This is a genomic window from Oscillospiraceae bacterium, from assembly GCA_034925865.1.
GTDB lineage: Bacteria > Bacillota > Clostridia > Oscillospirales > SIG627 > SIG704.
Window position 1 is genome coordinate 1 of the sequence record JAYFRN010000046.1, and the last position, 15,696, is coordinate 15,696.

General features: G+C 38.8%; 15 protein-coding genes. 10 read left to right on the forward strand and 5 right to left on the reverse strand.

The features are described 5' to 3' along the window. Together VB118_12565 and VB118_12570 are read right to left on the reverse strand one after the other, a co-directional pair. Nucleotides 1-640: S-layer homology domain-containing protein (locus VB118_12565; protein MEA4833434.1), on the reverse strand; the 640-nt coding region annotated here is incomplete at its 3' end. A 277-nt stretch (nucleotides 641-917) separates the two neighbouring features. Beyond that, the gene (locus tag VB118_12570) at nucleotides 918-2,420 is read right to left on the reverse strand and encodes a carboxypeptidase M32 (protein MEA4833435.1); all 1,503 of its coding nucleotides are present in this window, start codon (nucleotides 2,418-2,420) and stop codon (nucleotides 918-920) included. A 162-nt stretch (nucleotides 2,421-2,582) separates the two neighbouring features. Here VB118_12570 and VB118_12575 point away from each other — a divergent pair, with 162 nt between their 5' ends. The 3 genes from VB118_12575 to VB118_12585 all read left to right on the forward strand — a co-directional run bounded on the left by VB118_12575 (nucleotide 2,583) and on the right by VB118_12585 (nucleotide 6,254). After that, entirely contained in the window at nucleotides 2,583-3,665 is a 1,083-nt protein-coding gene (locus VB118_12575; GenBank protein ID MEA4833436.1) for an acyltransferase family protein, read from the forward strand. A 74-nt stretch (nucleotides 3,666-3,739) separates the two neighbouring features. After that, a complete protein-coding gene (locus VB118_12580) occupies nucleotides 3,740-4,354 on the forward strand; it encodes an RNA polymerase sigma factor (protein ID MEA4833437.1) in 615 nt (204 codons plus the stop codon). Beyond that, nucleotides 4,335-6,254 (forward strand): PepSY domain-containing protein, encoded by a 1,920-nt coding sequence (locus VB118_12585; GenBank protein MEA4833438.1) that lies wholly within the window; start codon nucleotides 4,335-4,337, stop codon nucleotides 6,252-6,254. Before VB118_12580 ends, VB118_12585 begins: the two co-directional genes overlap by 20 nt. Before the next feature lie 445 nt (nucleotides 6,255-6,699). On the opposite strand, the gene VB118_12590 is transcribed toward VB118_12585, so the two are convergent. Beyond that, a complete protein-coding gene (locus tag VB118_12590; GenBank protein ID MEA4833439.1) occupies nucleotides 6,700-7,833 on the reverse strand; it encodes a glycosyltransferase in 1,134 nt (377 codons plus the stop codon). Nucleotides 7,834-8,214: 381 nt separating this feature from the next. On the opposite strand from VB118_12590, the gene VB118_12595 reads away from it, so the two are divergent. Both VB118_12595 and VB118_12600 read left to right on the forward strand, forming a co-directional pair. Beyond that, nucleotides 8,215-9,390 carry a pyridoxal phosphate-dependent aminotransferase family protein gene (locus VB118_12595; GenBank protein MEA4833440.1) on the forward strand — a complete coding sequence of 392 codons (1,176 nt, stop codon included), beginning with the start codon at nucleotides 8,215-8,217 and terminating at the stop codon, nucleotides 9,388-9,390. Then, nucleotides 9,387-10,181, forward strand: coding sequence for an SDR family NAD(P)-dependent oxidoreductase (locus VB118_12600; protein MEA4833441.1), 795 nt, complete (start codon nucleotides 9,387-9,389; stop codon nucleotides 10,179-10,181). The genes VB118_12595 and VB118_12600 overlap by 4 nt, the downstream gene beginning before the upstream one ends. A 416-nt stretch (nucleotides 10,182-10,597) precedes the next feature. Here VB118_12600 and VB118_12605 read toward each other — a convergent pair whose 3' ends face one another. Both VB118_12605 and VB118_12610 read right to left on the reverse strand, forming a co-directional pair. Further along, nucleotides 10,598-11,047 carry a threonine/serine exporter family protein gene (locus VB118_12605; GenBank protein MEA4833442.1) on the reverse strand — a complete coding sequence of 150 codons (450 nt, stop codon included), beginning with the start codon at nucleotides 11,045-11,047 and terminating at the stop codon, nucleotides 10,598-10,600. Nucleotides 11,048-11,060: 13 nt separating this feature from the next. Continuing rightward, nucleotides 11,061-11,888, reverse strand: coding sequence for a threonine/serine exporter family protein (locus VB118_12610; protein MEA4833443.1), 828 nt, complete (start codon nucleotides 11,886-11,888; stop codon nucleotides 11,061-11,063). A gap of 208 nt (nucleotides 11,889-12,096) precedes the next feature. Here VB118_12610 and VB118_12615 point away from each other — a divergent pair, with 208 nt between their 5' ends. From VB118_12615 to VB118_12635, 5 genes are read left to right on the forward strand one after another with little or no spacing between them, the layout of a single operon-like run. Beyond that, nucleotides 12,097-12,759 (forward strand): hypothetical protein, encoded by a 663-nt coding sequence (locus VB118_12615; GenBank protein ID MEA4833444.1) that lies wholly within the window; start codon nucleotides 12,097-12,099, stop codon nucleotides 12,757-12,759. A gap of 5 nt (nucleotides 12,760-12,764) precedes the next feature. Then, complete coding sequence (locus VB118_12620; GenBank protein MEA4833445.1) at nucleotides 12,765-13,313, forward strand: FumA C-terminus/TtdB family hydratase beta subunit; 549 nt, start codon at nucleotides 12,765-12,767, stop codon at nucleotides 13,311-13,313. Next, nucleotides 13,310-14,047, forward strand: coding sequence for a glucose 1-dehydrogenase (locus VB118_12625; GenBank protein MEA4833446.1), 738 nt, complete (start codon nucleotides 13,310-13,312; stop codon nucleotides 14,045-14,047). Before VB118_12620 ends, VB118_12625 begins: the two co-directional genes overlap by 4 nt. After that, nucleotides 14,044-14,811, forward strand: coding sequence for an AAC(3) family N-acetyltransferase (locus VB118_12630; GenBank protein ID MEA4833447.1), 768 nt, complete (start codon nucleotides 14,044-14,046; stop codon nucleotides 14,809-14,811). The genes VB118_12625 and VB118_12630 overlap by 4 nt, the downstream gene beginning before the upstream one ends. Next, complete coding sequence (locus VB118_12635; GenBank protein ID MEA4833448.1) at nucleotides 14,808-15,695, forward strand: pyridoxamine kinase; 888 nt, start codon at nucleotides 14,808-14,810, stop codon at nucleotides 15,693-15,695. Before VB118_12630 ends, VB118_12635 begins: the two co-directional genes overlap by 4 nt. Nucleotide 15,696: the final 1 nt, after the last annotated feature.

The following is a 15,696-nucleotide window of genomic DNA, read 5'->3' on the forward strand; positions in this document are numbered from 1 at the left end:
CAAGAGTAATTGCGTCATCGCTGTTATCGGCGGTTATGAACAGGTCTCCGTCTATCACCATATCGTGGAGAGTTACTCCGGTTTTGGTGATTATTACATTCCCGTCGACATCAGTAGAAAATGTACCGCTTGCGCAATACAGAACTATGCATCTGTCAAGCATTGCGATAAACTCTGCTCTTGTCAATGCTTCTTTTGGATTCAAATAACCGTCATCGCCTAAAACAATGCCCGCATTCTGCATTGCCGCAACCGATTCCACTGCCCATGCGGAAATGCTGTCATTGTCTTTGAAGGTCGAGGTTGCGTCTGCTGATGAATACTTGAATGAATTGGCAAGCACAACAATAGCGGCCTCGCGGGTTAATACTGTATTTGCATACACATAATCCGTCGGCTTTCCGTTGCCCGGGAAGAACTTTAAATATATATTCAGCCAGTCCCCGTATGTAATTGCCTCATCCGGATGAAATCCGTCAGAGAAGGTTGTTATTATTCCGTTGTCTCCCCATTCTCTGATTGCCGCTTCGGCCCAGTGACCTACTATATCACTGTAATTATCCGTGGCAGATATCGGAATACATGCCGCGGAAAAAACAAAAGCGACCACAAGAAAGATACTGATAAAGGTTCTTTTCATGGTTTCCTTCCTATATTACAGAGATACTTGAATAATATGAAATCTCTGTAAATACAGGATAATATTACACTATATTTCATATTTTGTCAATAAGTATCATAAAAAAATATATTATCATATTAATATATTATTTTCTGCACATACTTATATATAGTATTGTCTCAAAAACTATTTATGGTATTTTATAATGGTATCCGTAACATGATATCATGCTAAAATAACATAATAAAATGCGTGACGCTGCCGCATATCGATATATATACAGCAGCGTCTTTTCTTATATTGAAATACCGTATATTTCCGAGTATTTTTTTTGCAGATATCTTATATAAAAATCCGGATTGAATTTTCCGCAGACTTTTTTAAAAAGCTCGGTGGGATTATACATACTGCCATATTTCCAGATATGTTCACGATTCCATTCGTTTATTGCTTTGATGTTTTTATTCTTCACTTCGCTGTAAACATTTATTTCCTTATTCATTGTATCAAGTATCTGCGCTCCATATGCCGATCCGAATGCGTAAGATGGAAAATATCCGATGTTTCCGTTTGACCAATGACTGTCCTGAAGCACACCGTGTCTGTCGTCAGGAACAACAACACCGAGATATTCCTTGTAAAGTCGATTCCATTCCGAAGGGAGGTCATGCGCTTTAATATCACCGTCGAACATTGCTTTTTCAAGCTCGTATCTTATCATAATGTGCATACAGTAAGTAAGCTCATCTGCTTCCGTTCTTATAAGTGAAGGTTCGGATTTGTTTATCATCTTATAAAATCTATCCGTATCAATATCTTTTAGCTGCTTTGGAAAGCAGCGTTTTAAATATTGCAGTATTAATTCGCAGAATTCACGGCTGCGTCCGATGATGTTTTCATAAAATCTCGATTGGCTTTCGTGAATTGCCATTGATACGCCTTTTTCGAGACAGGTATTCATAAGCTCGTCCCCTATACCCAACTCGTAAAGAGCGTGCCCGCCTTCATGGACAACGCTATATAGTGATGAGGATAGCTGGTTTTCATAATAGTGAGTTGTGATCCGCACGTCTTTCTTTGAAAATTGAATTGTAAACGGATGTTCCGTTTCGGAGATGATGCATGAACGGCGGTCTATTCCGAGAATATCTATTAAATATGAAGAAAATCCACGCTGTTTATCAACCGGGAAATCCTGCAGTAAAGGAGAATCATCTATTTGGTCGGCTTCACTGACGGCATGTACAAGCGGAACAAGCTTTTTACGTAAATTTGTAAAAAATGCATCACATACTTCACTCGTGAGTCCCCGTTCGTATAAATCGAGAGCAATATCATATGGCTTTTTAGTGCTGTCAATATACGCGGAGAATCTGATATTAGAATCAAATATTTTTTGAAGATAAGGTTCAAAGGAAGCAAAGTCGTTATTTTCTTTGGCTTTATGCCACACAGCATCCGCGTCTGAAATCAATTTTTGGTAATCAACATATTCTTTTATCGGGATTTTTCTTATTATGTCGTAATCGCGATACAGCTCCTCCGCTTCGCGTGCGTTTATCGGATGAAGCTCACTTTTTATTGAAAGCAGGTATTCCAGCATCTCGATATTTTCAGGAGCCGTAGAAAGCTCGTATGAAATTCTTGATAGCTCTCCAAGTGTATTTCCCCGAATTAAAGCGGAGGTTTCCGGTGCTGTTGTCGCACCGTCATAATAAATCAGCCCCTGGGCATGATTAAGCGCAAACAAAGTGTTTTCGTATGCTTTGAGTTTTTCAAGAGCGTTTTCTTTATTCATAACATATTTCCTTTCTTTGATAATATTGGAAGTATATCACAAACACTATTTTTTTTCAACCTGACTTGCATAATTATTAAAAAGGTAATAAAATAATAATTGTCTCGTATTAGAGATAAACTCATGTGCCAGAAAAAATTAATTATTCGAAAGGTCATTAATATGAACGAAGCAAAACAAATGCCCGCAAAAGAAAACAAAAGGTTTGTCAATCTTGATTTATTGCGAATAGTCTCAATATATACGATGATTATTGTTCATACGGCAGCTATGAAATGGTACAGCGAGCCCGTGGATTCGTATAACTGGATGATTATGAATATATACGATTCGCTGGTAAGATTCTGCGTGCCTGTATTTATTATGCTTTCCGGATGGAATATGCTCGACCCGAAAAGAACAAGCTCAATCGGAGAGCTTTACGGAAAGCGTATTTTAAGACTCGTTACCGCTTATATATTCTGGGCCGCCGCTTACGTTTTTTATGATAAAATCGACTTGATTGCGGCGGGGCAAAAGCCTTTTGAAAGTATATATGATTTCATCAATGCAATTATCGTAGGACATTTCCATTTATGGTTCGTATTTATGCTTGTCGGATTATATATAGCAATTCCTGTTTTAAAGCCGATCGCGGAAAACCCGAAAACAGCACGATACTTTCTCGCTGTGTCGTTTTTTGCCGCTATATTCATGCCTGCCTTCAGATATGTTCCGATAATCGGTACTTTTACTGCGCAGATAAATGAAAAACTTCGTCTCGACGTTTTTTTAGGCTATTCGTTTTATTTTGTTTTAGGTTATTATCTGAAAAATTTAAAAATTTCAAAATTGATAAAGCTTATTATATATTCGGGAGGAGCGGCCAGCGTAATCGCCACCGTATACCTTACATATTTGTCTTCGGTACTCAAGAATATCAAGTGCGAACTTTTTTACGAGTATTTATTGCCTACGACTATGCTTGCCGCTCTCTCCGTATTTATCTTTTTCCGAGATACAGTTGGAAAAATAAAATTCTCACAAAAAGCAACAAAAATAATTTCATATATATCGGGCTGCTCGTTCGGTATGTATCTTATTCATGATTTTATTAATATGAATCTTGTCAAAATGGGGCTCACTGTTGTTTCTGTAAATCCTGTTTTTATGGTTCCGTTATTTGCTTTTATTGTTTTTATTATAAGTTTTATTGCTGTGAGCATCATAAAGCTTATCCCCGGATTAAATAAATTTATTGTTTAATTTGAATTTGTTGAAATAACGTGCAATAAAAGGGCAATACTGTGCGTTATTATGATGACAGGAGGCGATATGATGTGTATTCAAATAACGGTGTTGAATCATATGAAGATGTAATGCTTTTACAAGCAGACAAAAAAGCACAATTTGAGGTTGAGATTGAATTATGCATTGCCGGAATCGCTTGTGGTGAAGCAAAGGCTTTGGAAAAGCTTTATCGTCTGACTAAAAGCTCCGTTTACGGATATTCACTATCGATTCTAAGGAACCGTCATGATGCGGAGGATGTCCTGCAGGACACATATGTAAAAGTATTTACATCGTCCGACTCATACCATCCGGGAGGGAAGCCTCTCGCATGGATATTGACGATTACCAGGAATCTGGCAGCAGATAAATTCAGAGCATATAAAAAGTTGGCTTACTTCGACGAAGATACCGCGGAAGCTTTATTCACGGATACCAGCCTTGAAGACAGCGAAGATAAAATGCTTTTAGAGGCTGCCATGAATATTCTTGATTACGATGAGAGACAAATCGTCATGCTTCATGCTGTAAGCGGATTTCTGCATCGTGAAATAGCAGAGTTTTTAAAAATACCTCTATCAACCGTCCTGTCAAAATACAACAGATCAATTAAAAAATTAAAAAATGCCATGGAGGGGAAATACGATGGCAATAACAGAGAATGAAATTCTAAATGGTTTATCCAACGCTGTTGACAACAGTGTTCCTGACATTATAGGAAAGATCCTCTCCGAATGCAGTAACGGGAGGACGAAAAAAGATATGAATGATCAGAAAAACACCATCGAAAAGTGTGCTGTAAAATCAAAGAATTACGCACATAACGGAATATTAAAGCGAATCATAGCTATCGCCGCTGCGTTTGTATTGATTGTAAGCGGAGTGTTCGTATACGGAGAATTCAATAAGGTTTCCGCGGCTGCTTCAACAATCGAGCTTGACGTCAATCCCAGCATAGAGATAAATGTCAGCAGTGATAATAAAATAATATCGGTTATAGCAAAAAACGCGGATGCGGAAAAAATCCTTGAGGGTCTCGATTTTGAAGGAGCTACGGTTGATGTCGCAATCTATGCAATTATAGGCTCTCTTGTGGAACACGGATATATAAACGAGCTTCATAATTCGATACTTGTTACAGTTGATAACGGAGACGAAGGTCAGCGTGATGCAATTGAGAAGCATGTCGTAGAAACCATTGACTCGGTATTGAAGAGCAATTCCGTTGAGGGAGCGATCATAGCCCAATCCGCATGCGGAAACCAAACGGCAAAGAATGCTGCATCGCAATACGGAATTTCTGTAGGGAAAGCAACCTTTATCTCCAATATTATTGCTAAAAATCCTGATTTGGATTTTGAAACGCTATCTACGCTTTCAATCCATGAATTGAATCTTCTCATACAGCCATCAGAGGAAGAAACAGACGAAACCGGTGAAATCGAAAAAACCGAAGAGCCTGAAGAAACCGATGATATGTATTCTCTGGGCACGCCCAGCGAGCTATCTTATATAGGAGCCGGCAACGCAAGAAAAATTGCTATGGAGAATGCAGGAATTGATAGGCAAAACGATCTTGATTCATTCTCAGCAAAACTTAATTGTAATGATGGCAAAATTGTATATAATGTAAAGCTCATATATAACGGCACAAAATATGAATACGAAATTGATGCGCTTAACGGAGAAATATTAAATAGCATTAATTCACCGGCTGAAGATGAGCAAAACAACGGCAACGGAAATAACGGAAAAAGCAACAACGGAAACAAAAATAACGATCAAACTGTGCCCGCTACTGGCTTTGAAAATGAAAAGAATAATAACGGCAACGGAAACGGCAATGGAAAACAAAACAGCGAGGATAATAAGAAAGAACTGATTGATATCGAGCAGGCAAAAGCGATAGCCTTCGAAAAAGCTGGAATTGATTCATCTGCGGATATCGATTTAAAAACTGATTTTAATACAGAAAACGGAGTATCAAGATATGAAATCAGTTTTATATACGACGGTATCGAATATGATATAACCGTAAACGCTATATCCGGGGCTGTCATAAAATTCAGACATGAATATTGCGAAAACAAAGATACAAACGCGATTGCTACTGAAACTGAAGAAAAAAATAATAACGGCAAAGACAACAGCAATGGTAACAACGGAAATAAAAATAGCAATGAAACCGCGCTAGTTACAGGATCTGAAAATGAAAAGAATAATAACGGCAAAGGCAATGAAAACAGCGAAAATGAACAATCGGGGAAATACATCGATATTGAACTCGCAAAAAACATAGCATTTAAAATGGCAGGGATTTTATCAGAAACCGATACGGAATGCAGTGTTAATGTATGTGATGAAACCGGCGCCTGCCGACGTTATGAATTAAAGTTTACAGCTAATGGTTGCGATTATTGCGTTACAGTAAACGCTATTACCGGATCGGTTGTGAAATTCGATAAGAAAGATAACGGCAATCCGAGTTCAACCGGTAGCGAAAATGATAATATTAGCGAAAACAACGGCAACGGCAACGGAAACGGCAAAGGAAAAGGAAATTAAGAAATATTTTCATTAAACAACGCCGCAGCATATAATGTGCTGCGGCGCTGTTTTGCGGTGCGCCAGGCAGGCGTGTTTACTCGGCGGTGAAGTCCGCTGCAGACTTGACAGCAGGAACTGTTAGTCGAAGACAAGGCATCAATCGCGAGGCTTAACGCTTGTCATTACAAATAAAAACTCGCAAAGGCGGGATACTTCAATATCCTCAACATTTACGAGTACTTGTATTCTGTTTATTAACTCGGCATTTAAATAATTACCGTAAAACAAGGCTTATTTAAATGCCGTTAATAATTAACCTCCGTACCAAACGTTACGTTCGGTGGCCGGTTAACCAACTAATGATTAGCCTCCTGCTTGATTGGCTGATCCAAATGATTAATAATCGGTAATCAAATCAAATAATGATTTTTAAGTTATAAAGCACTATTTGGCTTTCTTCGAATTATTTACCGGATGATTCAATCAATGTTACATATCTTTCTCGTGCAGATTTGATTATAACATCCCATTTAACAGGTATTGTTTCTTTTGCCGCAGCGCCTACATCTTTGGCTTTGGGAAGGGCATGTATGATGGCATTGCATAGGCTTTCCGGAGAATCATCGCATAAAAAACCGTTGTATGAATCCATTATTCCCTCGGATGCACAGGACCCTTTTACCAGTATGGATGGAGTTCCTGCCGCGGCGGCTTCACGCATTACCATAGGCGCGTTGTCATATATTGAAGGAAAAAGGAAAAGATCGCATGACGCATATACAGACATGAGCCTTTCACGGTCTGATATATGACCTGGGAAAATAAATTTATCCTGTAATCCGAGCTGTTGAACATAACCGACTATTTCGTCAAAGTCCGGACCGGAACCGATTAAAAGCATTTTAAAATCATGTTCCATTGAGTAAAGCTTTAAAGCGTCAAGTGTGCATCTTATATTTTTTTTCCAATTCATCTGTCCCACAAAAAGGAATAGAGGCATTTCAGACGCACCATATTCGTTTCTTATTTCCCGGGAAATATCTTTTTTCGGATTCCATGGATTTGTGCCGTTGGGCATTATATATATTTCCTTTTTATATCCGTAGGAACTAAGCACATCGGCAGTTGCTGTGTTGACCGTCCAAACCTCTGTACACTTGTTGTAGAAATCTACAATAGATTTTACCATAAGCCTGGCGACTCTTTTGCTTTTTGTTTTCTTGTAAAAATCGTCGTAATATTTTGAGTGAAATGTAGCAACAATGGGAACATGCTTGATTTGTGAAAGCCAAAGAGCCTGATGCCCCGCTCCAAAAGGGCTGTGTGCGTGTAAAATATCAAAATTTATGCCAAGAAGTACTTTTTGAAATGATATATCGGTAAACGGAAGACCTATATGATAAGCTTCGCCCGCAAGCTTGACGCTTTTATACAGCAATGTTTTAAAAGCTGTCGGACCTTCATCGTTTTCAGCGTTTGGCGCTATATAATAACATTCATCTCCGGCAGAAGTCAATTCAATAGCATAATTCTTGACTACTGTGCCTACACCGTCCAAGTGAGGCGGATATACATCGCAAAATTGTCCTATTATCATAATTAATTCTGCCGAATCCTTTATATTTATTGGTTTTTATCAGTATTTCCAGTATAACACTAAATTGTGAATAATTCAATATAAACGTTTTCGGTATCGCAATATAATGTTGGGAAAATAATAATATAAATCATTATACATATAATATAATGTTTCTATAATAATATTCAAAAACAATATTAAGTTGCAGTTCCGGGTTTAAAACCAGGTATATAAAAATCAGCAAATAAAGTTATAGATATCGTCAATCAACTTTTATCAGACTACATATTGACATTTTGCTTCTTTTATGGCATAATATAAATATTACGAAATAGTGAATATTTATTTGATATTGATATCGATACTTTCACGCTTATTTTTTTAGAAGGTGGCTAATATATGGATTTGTTTCAAAAGTGTTATGATTATAAGCTTGCCGACGAAATCAAGGAAAAAGGTGTTTATCCTTATTTCCACGCTCTTCAGTCGAGGCAGGATGTTGAAGTGATAATGGAAGGCAAACGGCGGATTATGCTCGGTTCCAATAATTATCTTGGACTGACTGCATGCAACGAAGTTATGGAAGCTTCACGTAAAGCGCTTGAACAATACGGAACAGGCTGCTCCGGATCAAGATTTCTCAACGGCACGCTTCAAATGCACCTTGAGCTGGAAACTGAATTGGCCGCTTTCTTGAGAAAAGAGGCTTGTGTCGCTTTTTCAACTGGATTTCAGACAAATCTCGGAATAATTTCTGCTCTTGTCGGCATTCATGATTATGTTATATGCGACAGAGAAAACCATGCAAGTATTTACGACGGATGCCGTCTTAGTCATGGAAAAATACTGTATTATGAACACAGCGATATGAAGGATCTTGAGGACAAGCTCCAAAAGGTTCCTGAAAACCGCGGCATACTGATTGTGACTGACGGCGTATTCAGTATGGGCGGAGATATAGCTAATATTCCCGGAATTGTATCTCTGGCAAAAAAATACGGAGCCAGAGTCATGGTCGACGACGCTCACGGTCTCGGAATCCTCGGTGAAGGAGGAAGAGGCACTGCAGATTACTTCGGGCTGGCAAAGGATGTCGATATATATATGGGCACCTTCAGTAAATCCCTCGCGAGCCTCGGCGGATATATGGCTGCCGACAAGAAGGTTGTCGACTTTGTTAAACACACCTCCCGTCCGTTCATTTTTGCCGCTTCGATCACTCCTGTGAGTTGTGCCGCGGCGCTTGCGTCGCTGAGGTATCTTGAAGCTCATCCGGAGATCGTAACGCGTCTGCGCGAGCTATCAAAATACGCACGGGAAGGCTTCATAAAACGCGGTATATCTATAATTATGTCCGAAACACCGATAATACCGATTTATACATATGAAGCTCTCAATACGCTGGAATGCGCAAAAGCAATATATGACGCGGGAGTATATGTGAATCCGGTGCTTCCGCCTGCAACAGCTCCGAATTCGTGCCTGCTGAGAACAAGCTATATGGCTACGCTTACGAAACCCCTCATCGACGAGGCTCAGGATATAATTAAGACAGTAATGGATAAAAGAAAATGAAAATCGCGGTAATCACCGGCGGCTCAAGCGGAATCGGCAAAGAGCTCTGCGCACTCTGTGCAAATGCCGGTTATAAGATTTATGAATTGAGCAGACATGGCGAAGATAGTGCCGGTATAATTCATATCACAGCGGATGTTTCCGATCAAATGTCTTTAAAAAGCGCATTTGAAAAAATATCATCTGAAGAACGAGGAATTGATCTTTTGATCAACAATGCCGGAATTGGCATATCTGGTTCTGCTGAAAATACCGAATACACTGACGCAATGAAACAAATTAAAGTTAATTTCATCGGCATGTATCTTTGCTGTTCTTTCGCAATGCCTTTGCTTAGAAATAATAAAGGCAGAATAATCAACCTAAGCTCTGTTGCCGCGGTTCTTCCAATACCTTTTCAATCCTTTTATTCGGCTTCCAAAGGCGCGATCAATGCTTTTTCCCTAGCTTTAAGAAACGAAGTCCGTGACTTCGGGATTTCCGTTTGCGCGGTAATGCCAGGTGATGTATGTACCGGCTTTACCGATGCCAGAATAAAATCAAGTAAGGGAAACGAAGTGTATGAGAGCCGTATCGGACGTTCTGTTTCGGTAATGGAGCATGATGAAAAAAACGGTATGAGCGCGGAATATGCTGCACGTAAAATATTTGATATATCTCAAAAGCGCAATGTGGCTCCGCTGTATACAATAGGAAACAAATATAAGCTTTTAGTATTTATATCTCGTTTCCTGCCAGTTTCGGCTATAAACCGAATTGTGTATTCTTTATATTCTGGAAATTCAAAATAATTAAGAATAATTATAATATTGGCATTAATTAAGGTAATCTCCAATAACTAAAACTAACATCATAATGAGAAACAGTCGTTGCAGTTACACAATCGTTTTTTAAATATAATATTGCGAAATATCATGTTTTAGAAATTGCTTTAAATTATATGATTACCGACATCATCACATTGTTGATGTAATGTTAAATACGTAAATAAAGACGCAGTCTAAATGTATAATAGACTGCGCCTTTTTATTAACTCGGCAATTAAATAATGACCCACTTAAAGAGAGAAAAGACTCTGACATATGACTTTTAATAACTATAACTTACGACTAAATGAGAAGTGCTGTCGATGTCTTTGTCGCTGTTGTTGTTGCTGTCGCACAATCGATTTTTAAATACAATCTAATTATCTAACGGTCAATTGAAATCACTTTATATGAAATTTGTGTGTATTAGTCTTCATACGAAACAATACTCCCGTACATGCAATTGCTATCGCCATAGCTCCGGCGTTAATAATAGTCTCTACGGCAACATTTACGCCATTGGCTGTATCATTTGATACAAAATAAACCATGGATTGGTATAATCCGGTTCCGGGAACAAGAGAAATAATTGCCGGAGTGATAAAAACGGTGACAGGCATTTTTTTATGCCTTGATAAAATTTCAGCTCCGATTGACATGAGAAGCGTTCCAAAGAAAAAGCCGGCGGCAATATTGATATAACGCTGTGTAAACAGATAAACCACATAACCTGCTGCACCCAGAAACGAAGCCCAAAACATTGACCTTTTTGGTGTGTGAAGAAGGAGAGCAAAAAAGAGACAAGCAAAAAAGTTATATATAAATCCAAGAAACACATCCGAAAAATTCATTAATATGCCTCCTTCATGCTATTACTCCGGCGGCGATTGCAATACCAATTACGATACCAACGCCGGCGGCTATTCCGACTGCTATCAGAAAAGCCTCTGTAAGTCTTGCTGTACCTGACACAAGATCTCCGCTAATGGTATCTCTGACAGCCGTTGTAATTGCCAGACCAGGCACAAGAGGCATTATTGATCCGATAATAACGAGATCGTATCTGAGTCCCGGTATAAGTAATGAAGATGATACGGCAAATACTGCACAGGCAACGCTCGATATAAGAGTATTTATAAAAGAATATAGCTTAAGCGTTCCGATATAGCCTGATATAATAGTCATTGAAAAGGCGGTGAGTATGGTAATAAGAAATTCGACAAAACTCCCTTTAAAGACCAGGGTGAAAAACGAAGAAGCAAAAGCGGCATATACAGCTGTTAAAAATCGATTTATCGGTTTGTTGCTCTCACCGGATTCAATTCTTTGTATAATTTCGTCTAAAATATCGTTTGCGGATTCAAGAGACAGCTCACCGCTTATTATATTGCGTGATATTGTATTTACTTTATTTACGATTTGAAGATTTATTGATCTGTTTGATATTCTGGCAACAACTGTTCTTGCCGATGTTTGAAATTCGACTGTCAATACGATTCCAGTCGTAATCGCAAGCACATCTACTTCCTTTGCGCCGCAGTATAGACAAATTCGCGAACAAGTATCCTCGGCTCTGTATGTCTCGCCGCCGTTTTGAAGAATCAACTGAGCTGATTTTTTTGCGACTTCAATAATAAGGTTTTTTCGTTCCGTTGTTATAAGACCGGAAGCGGGATTCTGCATATTCTGCATTTAAATAATCCTCTATAAATAACAGCATAATGACGATATAATCATAATACAATTTTACTTTTCTGTCAATCATGGGAATGAAAATATACGAGAGATATAAATGACGCTTTCCTTTTTAAAAATCAATCTGAAAATATCACGAAGGGACTTAACTTTTGTTGATTTATATGATATAATCATAGCAACGAAAACATACGGAGGGATAAAAATGCCCGAAAATGTATTGTTCAGAAACACTGTCGGCGGATACAATAAAAAGGATGTCAACGATTATATTCTGAAAAAAAATAATGAATATATCTCTGATATTCAGCAAAAGCAAAGAGAACTTGAAACAGCAAAAGCTGAATATGAAACAAGACTTGCGGAGATAACAAACACAGCATTGTCCGATAAACAAGCGTTACAGCAACAAATTGAAGCTATTAAAAACGAGTTTAACGAAAGCAAAACAAAATCAGCTATTGAATGCATTAACTCATTGGTTTTACCCGCCGTAGATACGACGGCTTTGCTTTACTCACGCAGTACCTCGGCTCAAGGTTTTGCTGAAAAGCTGTACTCAATATCAAATAAAGTATTTGAAGATATCTCATTAATTACAGCGCAATCCGAAAAGATCGAAAAATTGAACAAGCTTGCCGATGCTTTGAACGCAATTATGTCTGATAAAACGTTCAAAACCGAAGACGGGAAAGATAATATAAGTAATTCTTGTGTTGTGGGAGATAATATACCGGCATTAAAAGTTACGGCTGATCAAATCGTTACCGAAATAAAGGTTATAGGGGAATTGGTCGCACAGTTAAAATTACAGATTACATCTATAAAAGAAGCGTGCGATGATTATAATCAGAATCAAGAGAAATAATTAACATGTCAATATATACAACAGAATCAACAAAACATTTTCTGATTTCAGAATATGATACATGGAGTGCCAAAATTGTTGCCGGCGATGAAGTATTTCTTACAGGCACCGTATATACAGCACGTGATGCCGCACATAAACGTATAAAAGAACTCGCTGAAGCTTCCCGTCCTCTGCCTTTTGATCCGAAGGGCGCATTTATTTATTATGCAGGACCGACCGAATCACGGCCGGGTAAAATAATAGGCAGCTGCGGCCCTACCACTTCGTCAAGGATGGATCAATTCACACCTTTAATGTTGTCTTTGGGAATTTCGGGCATAATAGGAAAAGGGGAACGTTCGATAGAGACAAAAAAATCATTTTTAAATAATAATGCTTTATATTTTTGTGCAATCGGTGGATGCGGAGCGTTATATTCCGAATGTATCACTTCATGTGAAATAATTGCTTTTGATGATCTCGGCTGCGAATCGGTAAAAAAGCTTCATGTCAAGGATTTTCCGGTATATTGCGCATATGATCTTCACGGCGGTGATATATTTAAAAGATGAATTCAAATAAAACAGCCGTAATTACGGGAGGCAGCGGCGGAATCGGTTCTGCTGCTGTAAAGCTTTTTGGAAACAACGGATATAATGTCGCTTTTTCATATAATTCAAATGCCGAAGGCGCGCAATCTCTCGTTGACGAATTACATGCAAAAGTAAAGATAATTTCAATAAAAGCCGATTTTACAAAGCAGAATGAGGTATATATTTTTACCGAAAAGGTATTTTCTGAATTTGAAAATATAGATACTTTAGTGAATATTGCAGGCATATCGCATTTTGATCTTGTTCAGTTCACCTCGGACGAAAAATGGGATGAGGTATTTGATATCAACATTAAAGCGCCCTTCATCCTCACAAAAGCGTTTCTGCCCGGTATGATAAACAGAAAATCCGGAACTATCGTAAATGTTTCATCTATGTGGGGCATCACCGGAGCGTCATGTGAATCGGCATATTCAGCGTCAAAATCTGCATTGATCGGCTTTACAAAAGCATGTGCAAAAGAACTTGCTCCGAGTATGATCAGAGTTAACTGCGTTTGCCCCGGAGTAATAAACACAAAAATGAACGATAGGTTTTCTGATACGGAGAAATCTGAAATCGCATACAATATTCCCATGGAACGCTTTGGCTCTCCGGATGAAATTGCCGAAGCAATATTATTTCTGGCCTCAGAACGTTCTTCATACATCACAGGTCAGATATTATCAGCGGATGGAGGATACACTATATGAACAATCAATATATAAAAATTTGCTCGGATCTTGAAGCATTGGGACTGCATTACGGGGATTCGGTGCTTGTACATTCATCATATAAGGCTCTCGGCTATGAAGGCAGCGACGGTATAAAGACTTTTATTGACGCGCTTCGCGATGTTCTCGGGAAAGACGGTACTCTTTTGCTTCCGTCTCTTTCTTATTCAACAGTAAACCGTGCCCGGCCGTTCTTTGACATACGTTCCACGCCATGCTGCGTCGGAGCTATACCCGAATTTTTCAGACAGCTTCCAGGCGTAAAACGCAGCCTGTCTCCCACTCATTCCGTATGCGGCATCGGACGGCTGACATTTGAAATGCTCAGCGAACATCAACTTGATGATACTCCCTGCGGCTCGCATTCTCCGTTTAAAAAGCTGATGGAAACCGAAGGAAAAATATTACTTTGCGGCTGTGGGACGAAGCCGAACACCTCCATGCATGCCGTGGAAGAAACCGTAATGCCGTATTATCTTTTCGGCCCGCGTATTACATATCATTGCACGGATGAAAACGGCAAACAGATTGATATAACAAATCTGCGCCACAATTTCAGCGGGCACAGTCTGCTGCAGAGATATGACAGACTGATTGATGTATTATCAAATGACGATTACAGCAGCGGAAAAATTCTGAATGCCGACAGTTGGTTGATTCAGACTGTACCGATGTGGAAAAAAGCTGCTGACAAAATGCGTATCGAAGAAGAATTTTTTGTTCAAAAGGAAAGTGAAAAATGACATCCCCAGAAATATCACATATAAATACAAATAAAGTGCCATCCCGGGTATGCGCAATTCACGATCTTTCCGGATTCGGAAGATGTTCTTTATCGGTTATAATTCCGGTGCTTGCTGCAATGGGAATACAGCCGTGCCCGGTTCCAACCGCTATTTTATCGACTCATACAGGCGGTTTCAATAATTTTACTTTTTTTGATTACACACCTTATATAAGGGATTATTATTCTCATTGGAGTTCTCTCGGAGTTAAGTTTGACGCAATATACAGCGGATTCTTAGGCAGCGCAGAACAGATTAACCTTGTCGGCGATATTATAAACACTTTTCCCGAAGCAAAAACCGTGCTGATTGATCCTGTAATGGGCGATGACGGAATATTATATTCAACATATACAGATCCGTTGAAGATAGGAATGAAGGAGCTTGTGAAAAAAGCGACAATCATTACGCCTAATCTCACGGAGGCTTGTTTTTTACTTGATATTCCTTATGTTGATTCACCTACTGATTATGAAATACGGCAAATGTTATTAAGACTTTCAGAATATGGTGCCGATACTGTAATCACGGGTATTCACAGAAAGAATTCCGTATGTACAGGACTTAAGGAAGCATTAAACGGCAATACAGAAATATTTGAAAATGAATACATACCAAAAAGTTATCCGGGAACAGGCGATATATTTGCATCTGTTTTGCTCGGCAGCATTTTAAAAGGACGAAATCTTATATGTTCTGTTGAGGATGCATGCGATTTTGTACATGACACTGTCGAATATTCAGCCGGTTTTAATTATCCGCTTAGAGAAGGCGTTTTACTCGAACCAAGGCTTTTCCGACTTATAGAAGACAATACAAATAATCCGACACAATTAAGGTGAT

Coding starts and splice junctions, on each gene's coding strand:
- VB118_12575 (MEA4833436.1), top strand. CDS start 2,583: ATGAACGAAGCAAAACAAATGCCCGCAAAAGAAAACAAAAGGTTTGTC.
- VB118_12585 (MEA4833438.1), top strand. CDS start 4,335: ATGGCAATAACAGAGAATGAAATTCTAAATGGTTTATCCAACGCTGTT.
- VB118_12610 (MEA4833443.1), bottom strand. CDS start 11,888: ATGCAGAATATGCAGAATCCCGCTTCCGGTCTTATAACAACGGAACGA.
- VB118_12620 (MEA4833445.1), top strand. CDS start 12,765: ATGTCAATATATACAACAGAATCAACAAAACATTTTCTGATTTCAGAA.
- VB118_12630 (MEA4833447.1), top strand. CDS start 14,044: ATGAACAATCAATATATAAAAATTTGCTCGGATCTTGAAGCATTGGGA.
- VB118_12635 (MEA4833448.1), top strand. CDS start 14,808: ATGACATCCCCAGAAATATCACATATAAATACAAATAAAGTGCCATCC.
- VB118_12615 (MEA4833444.1), top strand. CDS start 12,097: ATGCCCGAAAATGTATTGTTCAGAAACACTGTCGGCGGATACAATAAA.
- VB118_12600 (MEA4833441.1), top strand. CDS start 9,387: ATGAAAATCGCGGTAATCACCGGCGGCTCAAGCGGAATCGGCAAAGAG.
- VB118_12605 (MEA4833442.1), bottom strand. CDS start 11,047: ATGAATTTTTCGGATGTGTTTCTTGGATTTATATATAACTTTTTTGCT.
- VB118_12595 (MEA4833440.1), top strand. CDS start 8,215: ATGGATTTGTTTCAAAAGTGTTATGATTATAAGCTTGCCGACGAAATC.
- VB118_12570 (MEA4833435.1), bottom strand. CDS start 2,420: ATGAATAAAGAAAACGCTCTTGAAAAACTCAAAGCATACGAAAACACT.
- VB118_12590 (MEA4833439.1), bottom strand. CDS start 7,833: ATGATAATAGGACAATTTTGCGATGTATATCCGCCTCACTTGGACGGT.
- VB118_12625 (MEA4833446.1), top strand. CDS start 13,310: ATGAATTCAAATAAAACAGCCGTAATTACGGGAGGCAGCGGCGGAATC.